This window comes from Mogibacterium sp. CM50, from assembly GCF_000293155.1.
Taxonomy (GTDB): domain Bacteria; phylum Bacillota; class Clostridia; order Peptostreptococcales; family Anaerovoracaceae; genus Mogibacterium; species Mogibacterium timidum.
In genome coordinates, this window is sequence record NZ_ALNL01000012.1 from 174,503 (window position 1) to 191,059 (window position 16,557).

The following is a 16,557-nucleotide window of genomic DNA, read 5'->3' on the forward strand; positions in this document are numbered from 1 at the left end:
GTTTGCAGCGTCCTCGTTTTAGAGCGTTTGGAACCACAGGCGGTGGCTTTCCCAACGCTTTTTTCATATCATAAGCAGAGGACGTAATTATGTTTGACAAGCTAGATTTTATACTTGAGAAATACGAGGAGCTATCCCGGAAGGTTTCTGATCCGGATGTCATTGCCAGGCAGAAGGAATGGCAGAGGCTGATGAAGGAGATGAGCGACCTCGAGCCAATCGTTAAGGAGTATACGGCTTACAAAAAAGCAAAGGAAGAGCTTGAAGAGGCAAAGGAAATTCTCGAGCTGGAGGACGACGAGGAGCTGCGTGAGATGGCTCGTGAGGAGCTTAAGTCCAACGAGGCTGCTATCGAGCAGTTTACCGAGAACCTCAAGATTCTGTTGCTGCCAAAGGATCCTAACGACGACAAGAACGTAATACTCGAGGTCAGAGCGGGTACCGGCGGTGACGAGGCAGCTTTATTTGGGAGCGACCTTCTCCGTATGTACCTCAGATATGCCGAGAGAATGCGCTGGAAGACAGAGCTCATCGAGAGCAACGAGACTGAAATCGGCGGAGTCAAGGAAGCTGTGCTGCTCATCAAGGGCAAGGGGGCATATTCCAGACTCAAGTACGAGAGCGGAGTTCACAGGGTACAGAGGGTTCCTGAAACGGAGTCGGGAGGCAGAGTTCATACCTCTGCAGCTTCAATCGCTGTGATGCCGGAGGTGGATGACGTCGAGGTCAATCTGGATCCTAACGATGTTCGCATAGACGTATACAGAGCGTCAGGAAATGGCGGACAGTGTGTCAATACGACAGATTCGGCGGTAAGGCTCACGCACATCCCGACAGGACTCGTAGTAACCTGTCAGGACGAGAAGTCGCAGATCAAGAACAAGGACAAGGCTTTCAAGGTACTGAAGGCTAGACTGTATGATCTGATGCAGCAGGAACAGAACGACAAAATCGCTGCAGAGAGGAAGTCGCAGATCGGTTCGGGAGACAGATCTGAGCGTATCAGAACCTACAACTTCCCGCAGAGCCGCATCACCGACCACCGCATCAACCTCACGCTGTATAAGCTGGACTCCTTCCTGGACGGGGATCTGGACGAGGTTATCGATGCGCTGATCACTGAGGATCAGGCTGAAAAGATGAGGGAATTCTAAGGCGGGGCATCCAATGAAGACACAGATTATTCTTCCGGACGAGGAAGGGATCGCCAAGGCAGGCCAAATCCTTCGTGATGGCGGTCTTGTGGCTTTTCCGACGGAGACGGTGTACGGGCTGGGTGCAAACGCTCTTGATCCCGTTGCGACCAGGCACATATATGAGGCTAAGGGCAGACCCGGCGACAATCCGATGATTGTCCATGTCTCCAACCTCGAGATGCTGAACGGAGTAGCTCGCGGTTTCACAGATTCGCAGAAGGATATCATGTGGAAGCTGTGGCCGGGAGCTATAACGTTCGTGCTGCACAAACATCCGGCAGTTCCGGATGTTACAACGGGCGGGCTGGATACGGTGGCAGTCAGATGGCCGGAGCGCAAGGAAGCGTCGGCAATTATTGAGGCAGCCGGGGTTCCGATCGCAGCGCCTAGTGCAAATCTATCGGGCAAGCCGAGTCCGACGACCTTTGAGGACGTTGCCGAGGATATGGACGGCCGTATTGATGCGATAGTTAAGGGTGAGCAGACTGTGATAGGCATAGAGTCTACAGTTCTGGATTTGACGTCTGATGTGCCCACTATACTCAGACCGGGCTTTATAACCAAGAGCAGGATTGAAGAGGTTGTGGGTGGCGAGGTAAAATACGATCCGTCACTGTTTCAGAAGCCCGATTCGGATGACTTTCATCCGAAGTCCCCGGGTATGAAATACAAGCATTATGCGCCAAAGGCGGATGTCAAGATAGTCGAGGGAGACAAGGCTGCTGTGCATGAGGCCATTGCTAAGCTGTCAGCGGAAGCAGTCGCAAGGGGTATCAAGACGGCAGTTCTGGACTATGAGGGCAAGGGCGATGAAGCTGCGGTCAGGTATTTTGCGAATCTCAGGCAGCTCGACAGAGATGGCGTAGATGTGATATACATCGCCTCATACGACTGGGATGAAGTCGGGTTTTCGGTAATGAACAGGATGGTTAAATCGGCAGGCTATGACATACTGGAAGTATAGAGCTCTGCCGGATTTGAAAATACCGGCGCAGCTATGTGTCATTATAGAGACGGTAATCCCGGAAATATGCGGTCAGTGCACAGTCAGTACACGAATGATGCACAAGTTGTCAGAGCATACAGCTGTCTGCAGGTGTATAATAAAGGGGAATATTTGAAAATAGCAGGAGGAAGATATGAAGGTTGCCATTGGATGTGATCATGCAGGATATCCGCTCAAGATGGCGGTTGAGGACAAACTGCTTAAGGATGGCTATGAGATTATTGATCTCGGCACGGATTCGACAGAGCCGGTGGACTATCCCGGCTACGGAAAGGCTGTAGGGGAGGCAGTTGCAAGAGGTCTGGCTGAAAGAGGCATTGTTATCTGCGGATCCGGAATCGGAATCTCGATCGCTGCCAACAAGGTTAAGGGCGTTAGATGTGCGCTCTGCACTTCTGTCGAGATGGCTGAGATGTCGAGGAGACATAACGATGCAAACGTACTGGCTATGGGCGCGAGGATGATCGAACAGGATCTGGCATTCAAGATTGTAGACAGGTGGTTTGAGACGGGATTTGAGGGCGGCAAGCACCTTCGCCGCATAAATATGCTGGACGACTAGCATATTCTGCACGTATTCGTATATACTAGTGAGTAAGTGAATTAACCAGGAGGATTACAATGGCTAACAGAGAAGGCAAGGTATATGTGTTTGACCACCCGCTAATTCAGCACAAGACCGCACTTATGAGAAATGTAAACACTAGCGTGAAGGAGTTCCGAGAGCTCGCAACTGAGGTTGCTATGCTGATGGGCTTTGAGGCGACGAGAAATCTCCCTCTCGAGGAGTTTGAGATCGAAACACCTATGTGCAAGACTAAGGTTAGAATGCTGGAGGGAGAGGACATCGCAATTGTGCCGATCCTGAGAGCCGGTCTGGGCTTTGTAGACGGTATGCTTGCGCTCGTTCCGAATGCAAAGGTTGGACACGTCGGTCTGTACCGCGACCCGGAGACTCATCTTCCTGTTGAATATTATTGCAAGCTGCCTACAGACATCGAGAAGAGAAAGATTTTCGCTGTCGATCCGATGCTTGCAACCGGCGGAAGCGCTATCGCCGCAATCGATTCTATCAAGAACAGAGGCGGACACGCCATCGCCTTCATGTGCCTGATAGCGGCACCGGAGGGGATAGATGCTCTACATAAGGCACATCCCGATGTAGACATCTATATTGCAGCTAAGGACGAGAGACTCAACGAAAATGCATATATTCTCCCGGGCCTGGGAGATGCAGGCGACAGACTGTACGGCACTAAGTGATCTCGGCAAGCTAATGACGTAAGGCCTGCGGCGAGAGCTGCAGGTTATTTAAGTAGAAGGGGGCTAAAATGATACAGATTCCAGACAATGTGAGTAAGCACACTAACGTATACGACGTGCTTGAAGAGAGAGGCCTTATCGAGCAGTGCACAGATCCTAAGGCTATGCGCGAACTGCTCGAAAGGGAGAAGATCAAGTTCTATGTCGGATTTGACCCAACCGCAGACTGTCTGCATGTTGGACACCTGATCCAGATTATCATTTTTGCATATATGCTCAAGTACGGACATACTCCGGTTGCTCTAGTTGGAGGCGGCACAGTTATGATTGGCGACCCTTCGGGCAGAACCGATCTGCGCCGCATGATGGACGTCGAGGAGATCGATGCAAATGGCAGAAAATTCAAAGACCTGTTTGACCGTTTCCTGCAATTCGACGACGAGTGGAAATACTTAGATAACGACGGCGTCAACAAGCCGGGTCATCAGAACAGGGAGCCTAAGCCGGGATTTGCCATCAGCACTAACAACGCACTGTGGCTCAGAAACCTTAACTACATCGAGTTCGTGCGTGAGATAGGATCGCTGTTTAACGTCAACGAGATGCTGAGAGCAGAGTGCTACAAGAGAAGAATCAAGGAGGGACTTACATTCCTTGAGTTCAACTACATGCTGATGCAGGGTTACGATTTCTATGTAATGGCTAGGGATTTCGGACTCAAGGCGCAGTTCGGCGGTAACGACCAGTGGTCCAATATCATCGCCGGTGTCAATATCGCCAAGAAGAGAGACAACCTCGATGTATATGGCATGACATTTTCACTTCTCACCAAGAGCGATGGCGAGAAGATGGGCAAGACCTCAAGCGGTGCGCTCTGGCTGGATGAGAATAGAGTTTCCGTATTCGATTTCTTCCAGTACTGGAGAAACGTTGCAGATGCAGATGTTAACAAGTGCCTGCGCATGCTGACATTCCTGCCAATGGACGAGGTTAACAGGCTGTCCTCGCTCGAGGGGGCGGAGATCAACAAGGCCAAGGAAATCCTGGCTTATGAGGTAACCAAGTTGGTTCACGGCGAAGATAAGGCGAAGAAGGCGCTCGAGGATGCTCGCGCGGTATTCGCAGCCGGCGGTACTAACGCAGTGACAATGCCAACTGAGGAGATGGATAAGTCCGGATTTGAAGGAGAAGGCTTCGGCCTCGCAAGTCTGCTCAAGGAACTGGGGCTCGCTCAGTCGAATGGCGATGCATTCAGAACAATCGAGCAGGGCGGTGTCAGGATCAACGGCGAGCAGGTTACAGACAGGAAGAGAAAAGTAACTCTCACGGATTTTGAGGGCGGCAAACTCACAATTCAGAAGGGCAAGAAGAAATTCGTTGCAGTAACGCTCAAGTAATGAGCAATTGACAGCATAAACGGGCGCGCAGCGATGCGCGCTCTATTTATTAAATCAAATCGCCACGCGGCAGCGTGACAGCTAGGAGAGACGACATGGTAGAACAGGTTAATCTTGAAGCGGTGAAGAAGGATGTTGTAGATGCATTTACGACAGGCTGCATGTGCTCCGAGTCGGTAGTTACAATAGCGAACAAGCACTGGGATCTCGGCATGAGCGATGACATAATGGCTATCGCAACCGGATTCCCATATGGATTTGGAAATGGCGGTAATGTGTGTGGAGCAGTGGCGGGAGCGACAATGGCTCTCGGCAAAGTCTTCGGACGTGTAATCCCCGGTGATCCGAGCTACGAGAAGTGCATCGCACTCGTGAGAGAACTCAACGACGAGGTGATAGCCGGCTTCGGCAGCGCACTGTGTCCGGAGCTGCTGGAGGGCTACGAGTTCAAGACTCAGGAGCGCAAGCAGCACTGTATCGAGATTGTGGTTGCAGTGATCGAAATCTTTGCACACATCATGGAGCGCGAATGCGGAGTGAAGGTCTGTTAGAGGTTGTGACCGATTGATAGGTAAAAACATGCAGCATCATTGACGGTGCGGAGTGGAGAGCTGTTGGAGGCTCGCGAGCAGAAGGTATCGGATGGCGGTAAAGGTGTGGCATGTGCGCTGTTAAATCGTAGATGATTATAGTAGATAAGATAATCGAAAAGCAGAGTATCAACAATTAAGGAGTACTATCAAGAGATCTGAACAGAAAACAGAAAGAGGTGGCAGATGGCTAACAAGAAGAATTCAAAATACGAGAAGCCGGGCGGCATGAAGAAGGGCAGAATTGGAGTCGGGATTTTCATCGTAGCGGCTGTAATTGCTGACACAGTGATGATTCGCGGATATATGAACGGTGGCAAGAGTGCAACTCTGGGGGCTATGATCATCCTCATGACGATAGTATATCTGACTGTTGCGGTAAGCCTTATCAGACTTATCATCAGGATGGAGAAGCAGATGGCTGCCGACGAGCAGGAGCAGACAGAGGCGGAGGAGCAGGCTCAAAAGGCAGGCAAGGGTGCAGCCTACAAGTCGCTTAAAAAGAAGTCCAGGAACAAGTGATCAGTTGCAGCAGGTTCAATAGACGTTTGAAGCAGCTTGATAAAAATTAATTGTCAATCTAACGTGGCACAATAAAAAGGTATAACAAAAGAGCGGGGATAATATCCTCGCTCTTCCTGTATGAATATTCTATGGATGGATCTTGTAATAACAGCAATTAACTTGAAATCACCCTTGCTGTACCTATATAATAGACCCTGGAACTCGATATGTAAAATTAATTAAAATGTGTTAATCAATAAAAAATTATAATAGCGAATTTCTGCTGGAGGGAATATGGAGAATCGTAATGTAGCTACCTTTATCAAGGTTGTAGAGATGAATAACTTTACGAGAGCGGCTGAAAGCCTCGGGTACTCGCAGGCAGCTGTAACGGCGCAGATCAAGCAGCTGGAGCATGAGCTGGGAGCGCCGCTTTTTGACAGAATAGGCAAGAGGATCAATCTCACCAGAGCAGGTGAGGCTTTCTTACCATATGCGTTCCGCCTGCTCAAAGCCGAGGATGAAGCGATAGCATGTATACGGGAGCAGGGCGATCTCAGCGGGACTCTCAGGATAGGCACAACATCCAGTCTCTCCATTGGAGCTTTGCCACAGGCCGCTATTGATTTTATCAAGGAGCATCCAAATGTAAATATCGTGATTCAGGTCTCGGACTTCACTAAGGATCTGCGCGAGAAGCTCATAGCCGGCACTATGGATCTCGTATGGGCGATGACCGAACCGCCTAATCCTCAGAATTTCCAGCGCATACTGGAGAAGGACGTTCCGATTGTATTTGTTGCGCACCCTGATCACCCGCTGGCGGGCAAGAAGGTGTCGCTGCGCAAGATCCTCGCCGAGCAGTTAATCGTTGCGGACAGGGAGGTCGGCTACACATACTATCTAAATAAATTTGCAAATGATATCGGGGTACAGCTTGAACCGGTACTTGAGATTGGTTCTGTGTCTGCAATCATCAATATACTTGAGGGGGGATATGGGGTATCTTATCTTCCGTATTTCGTAGTACAGCAGGCAATCGAGGATGGAAATTTGGCATTAATAGATGTTTCCTGCCCTAATCCGGAGCTTAAGAGCAATATTATATGTCATAAGGGTAAATGGATAGATCCGGTGATTAAGAATTTCATTGAATTTATAAATGAAAGAATATAAAAAGGGTGTATGCAAAAATATAACAAAGTCTATCAGACATGATTTTATATGTTCTGAACAACGAATGCCAGCTGCTATGTATTTTATTAATACATAGCACCATATATACATATATATGCTAAAATTTCCGTGTGCGTTATAAGTAATTAACAATTAAGAGAGGACGTTAGTGTTGATGAAGAAGACAGTTAAAAAAAATATTAGCTTAATATTGACTCTTATGATCGTATTAATGCTGCTCTTAAATACATCAATTGTATTTGCAGATGAAGATTTAAGCTCACTTCATCCGGTGCATTATTTTATGTATGGTGAGGACTGGCAGGGCCCTTTAGTTGATAAAAGTGCAGAAATCAAAAATGATAATTATTGGGTTGACTTAAAATATTCAAAAGTAGAAAACATTCCGGTAGCTGCAGGAGAACCTATAACATATTTTAAAACTCTTGTTCCTAAATATGTGTTGGAACCTAAAGATACTGCTGTTAATCAGCATGCAAAGGTTAGCACGATAATCAATTTTTGCTGTGCTCCTGAGTTTCTAAATACCGGCATTGTTCCAAAGTGGAGTGGATTAAACATTTTCCTTCACCCTTTGAAACCACAAGATAACCCGTATTTTCAGCAATTCTCCACGATTCCTGAAGATAGAACAAATCCACATAAGTTTAAACAAAGTGACATTTTAACTGCTGAAGAAACTAGTAAGCCATTAGAGAAATTACAAGTTTTAGCCGATATAAAGGCTAAAGGCAGCACCGATTCAAAGAAAGTGGACGAATATAAGAAAGGTGATCCAATTGACCTTGAGTTTTCTATGAATGCGTCTTGGTTCAAGCGTTATATGAATGGGTTCGCTTTGTTCTTAACTCAAACCGGCGGTATGTCAGATGAGGGAATTCAGAAGATTTACAATCAGTATGCAATGTCAGATGCACAAATCGTTTTTTCATTAGATATCCCAGACGGGGTAACTGTTAGTAACAATCCAACAGCTACAATTAGGGGATTAGATGGGTTTACAGCAAATGTTTCGAAGGAAGGAAATACTTTGCTTGTAAAATTACGTAAAAATGAAAAGGCTAAAGTTTGTAAATGGAAAGACTTGATTGAAAAGATTAATTCCATAGATACAAGTAACATTAATGTTAGTATTTCGGGATTAAAGGTTTCTAAAGACGCAAGTCAAGATTCGCAGGTAACTATAAGAGGTACGGTATCAGGAGTTTATGATTTTGCTACTTCTTATACAGAAAAATTTTATTTGCCTTCTCCCGAACATAATAATCATGAGGAGTTAGGTCCGGGACATGAGAATTGTGCGACCAGAAATTACTGGTCATTTGCAGCAATTCAAGATCCTAGTGGACTGGATAAGGCGGCAGACTCAAATAAGCCAAACCAAATATCTTATACTTTCAAGGTAAATAAACCGGCTGATAACACCGTAACTTTCAAGGACGGAAATGCTACACACGCAACCGTAAAGGTGGAAAACGGCAAATCAATTGATAACGATGCTTTAGCTAATCAATCGATGCCAAGTGACCCAACAAAGAGTGGTTATATTTTTAAGGAATGGAATACTCAAAATGATGGAAAAGGAACTAAATTTACAGGTTCAACCATTGTTAACGAGGATATGGTAGTATATGCTATTTACAGCAAGAACCCGACTCCAAACAAACCCGGCAAGTTACCAAATAATAGCAAGTTACCAAAGACGGGTGATAATATAAATATGCCGTTGTATGTTGCGGTATTAGTTATATCAGGAGTATTATTGTTTGCATTATATTTCAAAAGAAGAAAAGACAATTAGTGTATTAATGTAAAATATCAGGAGCTGTCGCATGAGTGACAGCTCCATTTTTAACTTGATACTAAGATTTTGTTGTTTTCAACAAGCAGGAATTCAACTTAACAATTCTTGTTTGAGACTTTCGCATATTTCCGCCATTTTCAACATATCCTCCTGCGGAACAAGTTCATAAAGGTCATATTCAAGTGGATTTTTCGAAAAGTCGGCAAGTATTTTATTCAAAAGCTCGTAGTCTTCAGATGTAGCAATAATCTTTACTATACGAGAAGATGTATCAAATGGTTCTAAATCGTGCAAATCAACACTGCCATTTACTTTGCATTCTAATAATATTGCTGCAAGATCAGTTATTATATCAATAGCGAAATGAAAATCAAGATAGATCCCCATTGAATTAGTAAATCCCAAAGGGGAAACAGTTCTTCTGAAGTTTTCACCTTGTTTATTAACTCCTAAAGATTGCAGTATATTGGAAAACTCTATCTCGTCGCTACTTTGATCTTCTAAAAAGGCGATAAGATTAAGACTATCGTCGCTATCTCCAATGTAGTTATTCCAATATTTGTTTTCAATATACATACTAAATTCCTCCGCAAATGTCAATTTGTCGATTAATCATTGTAATTATATCATCATGCAATATTTTGTCATACATCAATTTGATAGTAATTAGATATTATTACGCAAAATCTAAAAGGGCTATTTCCATAGAAATAACCCTTTAGTTATATGTTCGCTTATACTGTCTTAAAAGACTTTCTACTTCTCGATTTTGCCTGCCAGAATTGCCGCCCCATATGCACCGGCATATCTACCGTCAGGAAGCGGAGTGACCGTTCGACTCAACTTCTTAGAGAGAAGCTCTGCAAAATACTCATTGCCGCTTAGTCCGCCAGTGATTACGCATCTATCTGCGATAGCTTTCTTCTGACATAGTGTCACGACTTTGGTAGCAACACTGTCGATTACACCGGCTGCAATCTCTTCTTTCGGGCGACCTTCACCCATGTAGTTGATAACCTCAGATTCTGCGAAAACCGTGCATATCGAGCTAATCGGTATAGGATTTCCACGTTGTGCTTCATCAAACAGTTCTTCAATCGTAAGCCCGAGACGATTAGCCATAACCTCGATGAACTTGCCTGTTCCAGCGGCACATTTGTCATTCATCAGAAAGTCTACAGCCCTTCCGTCCTGAACTAAGATATACTTGGTATCCTGTCCACCGACATCGATGATAGAACAGTCTTCCTGCCCAGCCATCTCATAGCCACCGCGTCCGTGACATGTAATCTCGGTAATCACCTTGTCTGCATAGGCTACGGAAATTCTGCCGTAGCCAGTCGCAACAATCTTTGCACTCTCTAAATCCACACCGAGCTCTTCAAGGTTTTCCTTGATTATGCCAGCGGTAATTTTGCTGTTCCAGCCAGTCGGTAGAACCTCAAAGTGAGGCTTATTATCTTCGCCGATCACGCAGACCTTCGAAGCGGTCGATCCAATATCAATTCCAATTCTAGTCATTTAATAATCCTTTGTATTTTGTCTAATCACATCTAACTTGAGGTAGTGCATCGAGCCACATCAAACCATAGTAGGCCATATCAAGCAATAGTAGACTGTGACTAGCCGTATCGATGCCTACCGCTATTGAACTCGTTATCGAGTCCGTTAATGGATAAGTATCGGAGTTGCTGTTCTTCAGCGAGCTCCTTTATAAAAGATACATCATTTTCCTTGATCAGTATCGACACACCGCAGCAAACGCTTAACTCGCGCGGAGTCGGACTAATCTGGGCGTACCGTGAAGTAGCTTTTATAGCACGATACATTTCCATGGCATCCGTGTGATTGTCGAACAAAACATAATAGTGGAGCATTTTAGCCTAGCACCTCGATAAATGCCTCGATACGAGTCTTGAGCTGCTGCGCATCGCTGTCAGTGTAGTCTGTCTCGATTCCGAGCACAGGGATTCCAGCTTCCTTGAGCTTGTCCTCAAGTAGATAACCCTCGATGTCGTAAGTCTGGCAGAACTTTAGGTTAACGTCGATTACAGCATCTACGTCGTATTCCTTAGCAAGTCTGATTATATCATCAAAACGACCTGAGTTAGGAGTGAAGCAAGCGCAGTTGATCTTCATGTAACGGTCAGCAATATTTCCTACCATCTCATCAAGAGTTTTACCTGATTCATCTACAAAGTTTTCAAAGTAACGAGTTCCGGTACATGTCTCTTCACATACAACAGCTGCACCGGAAGTCTCGATTAGATTATGCATCTTCCAGTTAGGAATTGCCATAGGCGTTCCGGAAATCATGATACGCTTAGTTCCTGCAGGGAACACCGAAATGCCGTCAGCAACTCTCTTCTCGAGCTCGTCACATAGCTTGTTAACCATAGTTGTGAATCTCTCTGGATCGTCGTAGTAAGCAATCTGAGAGATAAGAAGGGTGTCAGTTCCGCTGATAGGAACGTTTTTGTTCTTGCGCAGGTCGTACAGTCTCTTGAGCGCGGCACGCTTAGCGTTGATCTTCCGGATATTCTCAGCGAGCTTCTCAGGAGTAATCTTGTTGCCTGTCTCCCGCTCAACCATCTCGAGCAGGTCATGACATTCGTCAGCCCATTTAGCGATGTCCTTGTCTCTCTTCATCTGTGGCAAATCCATGATATGCATAGGAACGTCCGTGCCGAGGATCTCGTATGCCTTCTTCTTGCCGTCACATGTATTCTCGCCGATGTAGATGTCAGCAAGCCTGTAGAATGGACATGTCCTGTCAAATCTCGCGCCGAGCATAGCCTTGATCAGCGGACATGTATTTGCCGGCAAATACTTCTCTCCACCGGGAACCCAGAACTGCGAGCCGGCGCAGAGTCCGGTTGCTATTCCGTTGCCCGCAAAGATAATTTCATCAGGAACGTATGTGCAGAAGGTTCCAAATACCTTGCCGCCCTGCTTCCTGAATTCGACGAGCTCAGCCGGACGAATTCCGTGAACATCAGCAAGAACCATGTCGAAGTAATCCATGCTTTCAGGTCTGTTTTCCTGAGAAAGGAACACATCTCCAATAGCTCCGGGGAGAACGCTACATAGCACATCGTGGTTCTCAACATCCATGCCGAGATCTTCCCACATTTTACGATAATCAGCCATTTTTTACCTCCATAAATAAGTTAAAATATACTGATAAAATTATATCAGTGACGGTCGAACAACTGGTATTGAATCAATATATAAGAGCTTGAAACATATAGAAATTATAAATACTTATCTGTTCTCCGGTATGCTGTGTGAAGGAGGTTGGCTTAGGACCAGCGGGATAGTGCGACGGAGTGAATGCGGTAATAGCAAGTGGAACCGTCGTAATTAAAATCGGGGATTTGACGCGAGCTTTTGAAGCTACAATTAAGATTAAGTATGATTGAGAGCGAGAGAGTAGGATGCGAAAATCTGACAGCAGAAGAAATCTTTGTAGCAAAGAAGCTACGAGGGAATATTTTTTCAGAAAAGGTGTTGACAATGCAATTAGATGTGATAAAATTGAATTGTTCAAAATAGAAGCTGAAATTTGTTATTTACATAAGAGATATTCACAGGAGGATTTGAGATGGCTAACATTTATGATTTCAAAGTAGCAAGACCTGACGGCAGCGAGCTGAACCTGGCTGACAACAAGGGAAAGGTAATGGTAATCGTTAATACGGCAACCGGCTGCGGATTCACTCCACAGTATGAGCCGCTGGAGAGCATGTACAGGGAGCTTCACGATTCCGGACTGGAAATCGTTGATATTCCTTGCAATCAGTTCGGTGGACAGGCTCCGGGCTCCGATGAGGAGATCCACGAGTTCTGCACACTTCATTACAACACAACCTTCCCTCAGATGAAGAAGTCGGATGTAAACGGTGAGAATGAACTTCCGCTGTACACCTTCCTCAAGAGCCGGAAGGGCTTTGAGGGCTTCGGCGAGTTCCCTGATAAGGAGAAGTTCGAGGAATTTGTGGCAATGGGGGATCCTGACTTCAGAAACAACGCTAACATCAAGTGGAACTTCACCAAGTTCGTTGTAGATAGAGATGGAAACGTTGTTGCAAGATTCGAGCCGACGGCTGATATGGGAGAGGTTGTAGCTTTCGTAAAGAGCCTTATCTAATCTATAGTCAAACATGCAATAAATAGTATAAGTAAACAAGCAGACTTAATAATGGGTTGAAAGAAAAGCAGGGTGTGTAACTATGTATGGGGCTAAGGAAGGCGCCTACCGAGTCAATCGGTGGGCGCCTTTTGAGGTGGTGGTGCGCCCGGCGAGTGCACGTTCTAACGGGTGAAAGTCTCGAATCCGCCCGGTGGCGGGAAGGATACAGCCGAAGGCAAGGGTTTGGTAAAGAATCATAGACAAAAACAATATAACGCGATTATTCAGTCTAAAAAATATATAGTAAAACAATTATTCGGTTGAAAAAACGTGCAATTAATTGATTATTCGGTCGATAAAATATATAATAATTTTGTCGGAGGTGTGTTATGAAACGAGAGATTATGGCAGAGCTTGTTCAATGGAAAGAAAAACAAAATAGAAAACCATTGATAATAACAGGTGTGAGGCAATGCGGGAAAACATATATTATTAAAGAATTTGCAAAAAATGAATTTATAGAACACATGTATTTCAATTTTGATGGAAATACCGGACTACAATCAGTATTTGACTATGACTTTGATATAAAGAGAATTATCAGAGAACTTGAAATCGTGAATACAAGCGGAAAGATAACGCCCGGAGAAACTTTGCTGATATTTGATGAAATCCAGGCATGCCCGAGGGCGATTTCGTCTTTAAAATACTTTTGTGAAAATATGCCGGAACTTCACTTAGTTGCAGCAGGTTCCCTCCTTGGTATTGCACTAAAGCACGAGGGGATTTCTTTCCCCGTTGGTAAGGTTGATCGTTTAGAGATGTTCCCAATGAGCTTTTCCGAATTTGTTACAGCAGATGGTGGAGAAAGCTTGATTAAAGGATTGCACAGTATGCCATTGGAAAGGGAACTTCCTGCTCTATATACTATTCCTTTAGAGAGACACTTGAAAAACTATTACATAGTTGGAGGAATGCCTGAAGCGGTAAGTGCTTGGAGCGAAACACATAATTATCAAGAAGCAGAAATGATTCAAGATAGAATTTTGAGGGATTATCCCGATGATTTTGGCAAATATGCTTCATACACCGAGGCAAATCGAACGAAACAAATATGGGATTCTATACCCACGCAGATTGCAAAAGAGAACAATAAATTTGTTTTTTCCCATGTAAAAAAGGGTGCAAGAGCGAAAGATCTTGAGGATTCGCTGCAGTGGTTGGTAAATTCAGGATTAGTGTATCGCTTGCATTTAGTGAACAATCCGCAGCTACCGCTTTCCGGTATGGCAGATGCAACATATTTTAAATTATATATGTCTGACGTGGGTTTGCTACGGAGAAAATCGAATCTTAATTATAGGACTGTATTGGACGGGGATTCAAATTTCATACATTTCAAAGGTGCAATAACAGAGAATTATGTGATGACACAACTAGTTTCAATGGGAATGAAATGCTATTTTTGGAGAACAAAGGCTGATGCTGAAGTTGATTTTCTAACTGATTATGAAGGACTTTTAGTTCCAATTGAAGTAAAATCTGCGGAAAATACAAAAGCAAAAAGCTTAAATTTATTTTGCAGTAGATTTAAACCGGAGATAGCATTCAAGACATCGTTAAAGAATATAGGCGATACCTATGTTGATAGAACTCATCAGTGGAGTATTCCTCTATATAGCCTATTTAGAATAAAGGAATATATATTTAATGAAAAAGGTTGGGACAGTTAAATATATTTGGTAGATATTCTATAAGGTAATGTAAAGAGCAGTTCCGCAGAATGGTTTTGAGGAGGTTTTAGCATAATGATAAAAAATCGTTTGCCACATATCACGGCAAACGATTTTCAACTTATGTATTTATTTGTACGACTCTATCTCGTGTCGTTGCCTCGTATAAATATGGAGAAGTATGAGCTAACGCACTTGCTGAAGCTTATTCCGAGATAATTGGGCAGCTGATATTATCTGGCTGCTTCTGCTATCGCTTCCACAAAGGTTGGATGCGGGTGGATTGTGGAAGATATGTCTTCGAGTGTCAGCTTGTTGGAAATTACCAGCGCCAATTCGCCTACCAGATCGGTAGCGCGGCCGCACATGAGCTGTGCGCCGAGCAATATATGGCTGTCGGCATCGGCTATCAGCTTGATGTAGCCGCGGCCGAGGTCTTCGATGACGGTCTTGCCGTTGGCTCCCATAGCGTATTTCTTGGTTATCACGGCAAGCCCCTGTGACTTGGCCTCGTCCGCGGAGATGCCGACCGACGCAATCTCCGGCATCGAGTAGATGCAGGTTGGGACTGTGTCCATGCGGATTGGCGGCTCTGCTCCGTTCATGTGGGCGACGGCATTGCGACCCTCGGCCGTCGCTGTGTGAGCCAGCTCGATGCCGCCGATTGCGTCTCCGATGCCATATATGCTCGGGCTCGCCGACCGATAGTGCTCATCTACGGCGAGTCGGCCGCGCTCGCCTGCAAGATGCTGCAGCTCGTCAGACAGCAGGCCGGGTACATCTGAACGCCTGCCTACAGCCATCAGAACAGCATCTGCAGGCACCGATTTTTCTTCATCCTTATCAGTGTAGACAACCGCAAGTCTTCCTTTCGCCTGCTCAATCCTGACAACAGGGCATTTGGTCAGAACCTCAACTCCATCCTTTTGCAGGCTCATCTTCAGACTGCGGGCCAATTCCTTATCAACAGTAGGGATCAAGCGGTCCATGGCTTCTACAATAGTCACATGAGAACCGAAGCCATGATATACATTGGCAAATTCAACGCCGATAACGCCGCCGCCGATGATTACAAAATCATCGAAGGGCGTACCGCCCTGCTCGAGGAGCTCAGTCGAGTCCATTACGCCCTCGAGCTCGGCGCCGCTGATAGGCGGGATAAACGGACTGCCGCCAGTGGCGATAAGGATGAATTTGGAGGAAACCTCCTTTGATTCACCGGTCTTCGCATCTGTATAGGACACAGTATGCTCATCCCTGACCAGCGCGAGGCCATGTATGAGCTCGATCTTAGCCTTGGCCAGCCCCGCCTCTATGCCCTCGCGTAGGACATCAAGCACTTCGTCCTTGCGTGCTCGAACAGCGTCGAGGTCTACCTCAACGGCAGACGCGCGAATGCCTATGCGGTCGCCCTCTCTCTCTTCCTTCGCAAGCTCGGACGAGCGCATGATGGTTTTGGTAGGCACACAGCCTCTGTTGAGGCAGGTGCCGCCGACCTTATCCTTCTCAATTACAGCGACCTTCATACCGTACTTAACAGCTTCAAAGGCGGCCTCGTATCCACCGGGGCCGGCTCCGATGACAACCAGATCATAATTGTATTCAGTCATGTATTCCTCTTTTCATATTCATATTTATCAGCAGATATACCGTGCGCGGGCGATTATGAGCCGCGCTCGGCTTCACGTTTACCGATCAGCATCAGTAACCGATGCTTGCAGCAATCGATTCGCCA

At 45.6% G+C, this 16,557-nt stretch carries 16 protein-coding genes; 11 read left to right on the forward strand and 5 right to left on the reverse strand.

Annotated elements, in window-relative coordinates:
- The first annotated feature begins 89 nt into the window (after positions 1 to 89).
- The 9 genes from prfA to HMPREF1152_RS09810 all read left to right on the forward strand — a co-directional run bounded on the left by prfA (position 90) and on the right by HMPREF1152_RS09810 (position 8,954).
- Complete coding sequence (gene prfA, locus HMPREF1152_RS02020) at positions 90 to 1,154, forward strand: peptide chain release factor 1 (protein ID WP_009643421.1); 1,065 nt, start codon at positions 90 to 92, stop codon at positions 1,152 to 1,154.
- A 13-nt stretch (positions 1,155 to 1,167) separates the two neighbouring features.
- A complete protein-coding gene (locus tag HMPREF1152_RS02025) occupies positions 1,168 to 2,160 on the forward strand; it encodes an L-threonylcarbamoyladenylate synthase (protein ID WP_009643363.1) in 993 nt (330 codons plus the stop codon).
- Positions 2,161 to 2,335: 175 nt separating this feature from the next.
- Positions 2,336 to 2,764, forward strand: coding sequence for a ribose 5-phosphate isomerase B (gene rpiB, locus HMPREF1152_RS02030; protein WP_009643346.1), 429 nt, complete (start codon positions 2,336 to 2,338; stop codon positions 2,762 to 2,764).
- 59 nt (positions 2,765 to 2,823) lie between these two features.
- On the forward strand, positions 2,824 to 3,465 hold the full coding sequence (gene upp, locus HMPREF1152_RS02035; RefSeq protein ID WP_009643423.1) for a uracil phosphoribosyltransferase: 642 nt from the start codon (positions 2,824 to 2,826) through the stop codon (positions 3,463 to 3,465).
- Between the two features lie 68 nt (positions 3,466 to 3,533).
- Positions 3,534 to 4,862, forward strand: coding sequence for a tyrosine--tRNA ligase (tyrS, locus tag HMPREF1152_RS02040; RefSeq protein WP_009643405.1), 1,329 nt, complete (start codon positions 3,534 to 3,536; stop codon positions 4,860 to 4,862).
- A 95-nt stretch (positions 4,863 to 4,957) separates the two neighbouring features.
- Positions 4,958 to 5,413 (forward strand): C-GCAxxG-C-C family protein, encoded by a 456-nt coding sequence (locus tag HMPREF1152_RS02045; protein ID WP_009643435.1) that lies wholly within the window; start codon positions 4,958 to 4,960, stop codon positions 5,411 to 5,413.
- A 225-nt stretch (positions 5,414 to 5,638) separates the two neighbouring features.
- Entirely contained in the window at positions 5,639 to 5,974 is a 336-nt protein-coding gene (locus HMPREF1152_RS02050) for a hypothetical protein (protein ID WP_009643425.1), read from the forward strand.
- 276 nt (positions 5,975 to 6,250) lie between these two features.
- The gene (locus HMPREF1152_RS02055) at positions 6,251 to 7,132 is read left to right on the forward strand and encodes a LysR family transcriptional regulator (RefSeq protein WP_009643441.1); all 882 of its coding nucleotides are present in this window, start codon (positions 6,251 to 6,253) and stop codon (positions 7,130 to 7,132) included.
- 175 nt (positions 7,133 to 7,307) lie between these two features.
- Positions 7,308 to 8,954 (forward strand): InlB B-repeat-containing protein, encoded by a 1,647-nt coding sequence (locus HMPREF1152_RS09810; RefSeq protein WP_009643428.1) that lies wholly within the window; start codon positions 7,308 to 7,310, stop codon positions 8,952 to 8,954.
- Between the two features lie 93 nt (positions 8,955 to 9,047).
- On the opposite strand, the gene HMPREF1152_RS02065 is transcribed toward HMPREF1152_RS09810, so the two are convergent.
- From HMPREF1152_RS02065 to HMPREF1152_RS02080, 4 genes are all read right to left on the reverse strand, one after another.
- A complete protein-coding gene (locus HMPREF1152_RS02065; RefSeq protein ID WP_009643379.1) occupies positions 9,048 to 9,533 on the reverse strand; it encodes an imm68 putative immunity domain-containing protein in 486 nt (161 codons plus the stop codon).
- A 180-nt stretch (positions 9,534 to 9,713) separates the two neighbouring features.
- On the reverse strand, positions 9,714 to 10,478 hold the full coding sequence (locus tag HMPREF1152_RS02070) for an acyl-CoA dehydratase activase (RefSeq protein WP_009643465.1): 765 nt from the start codon (positions 10,476 to 10,478) through the stop codon (positions 9,714 to 9,716).
- Positions 10,479 to 10,579: 101 nt separating this feature from the next.
- A complete protein-coding gene (locus HMPREF1152_RS02075; RefSeq protein WP_039883333.1) occupies positions 10,580 to 10,834 on the reverse strand; it encodes a DUF3343 domain-containing protein in 255 nt (84 codons plus the stop codon).
- Position 10,835: 1 nt separating this feature from the next.
- Positions 10,836 to 12,107, reverse strand: coding sequence for a double-cubane-cluster-containing anaerobic reductase (locus HMPREF1152_RS02080; protein WP_009643444.1), 1,272 nt, complete (start codon positions 12,105 to 12,107; stop codon positions 10,836 to 10,838).
- Between the two features lie 454 nt (positions 12,108 to 12,561).
- Here HMPREF1152_RS02080 and HMPREF1152_RS02085 point away from each other — a divergent pair, with 454 nt between their 5' ends.
- Together HMPREF1152_RS02085 and HMPREF1152_RS02090 are read left to right on the forward strand one after the other, a co-directional pair.
- Positions 12,562 to 13,107, forward strand: coding sequence for a glutathione peroxidase (locus tag HMPREF1152_RS02085; RefSeq protein ID WP_009643487.1), 546 nt, complete (start codon positions 12,562 to 12,564; stop codon positions 13,105 to 13,107).
- A gap of 371 nt (positions 13,108 to 13,478) precedes the next feature.
- Positions 13,479 to 14,822 (forward strand): ATP-binding protein, encoded by a 1,344-nt coding sequence (locus HMPREF1152_RS02090; protein ID WP_009643451.1) that lies wholly within the window; start codon positions 13,479 to 13,481, stop codon positions 14,820 to 14,822.
- A gap of 233 nt (positions 14,823 to 15,055) precedes the next feature.
- Here the strand turns inward: HMPREF1152_RS02090 and lpdA are convergent, their stop codons facing one another.
- A complete protein-coding gene (lpdA, locus tag HMPREF1152_RS02095) occupies positions 15,056 to 16,432 on the reverse strand; it encodes a dihydrolipoyl dehydrogenase (protein ID WP_009643378.1) in 1,377 nt (458 codons plus the stop codon).
- Positions 16,433 to 16,557 lie beyond the last annotated feature (125 nt).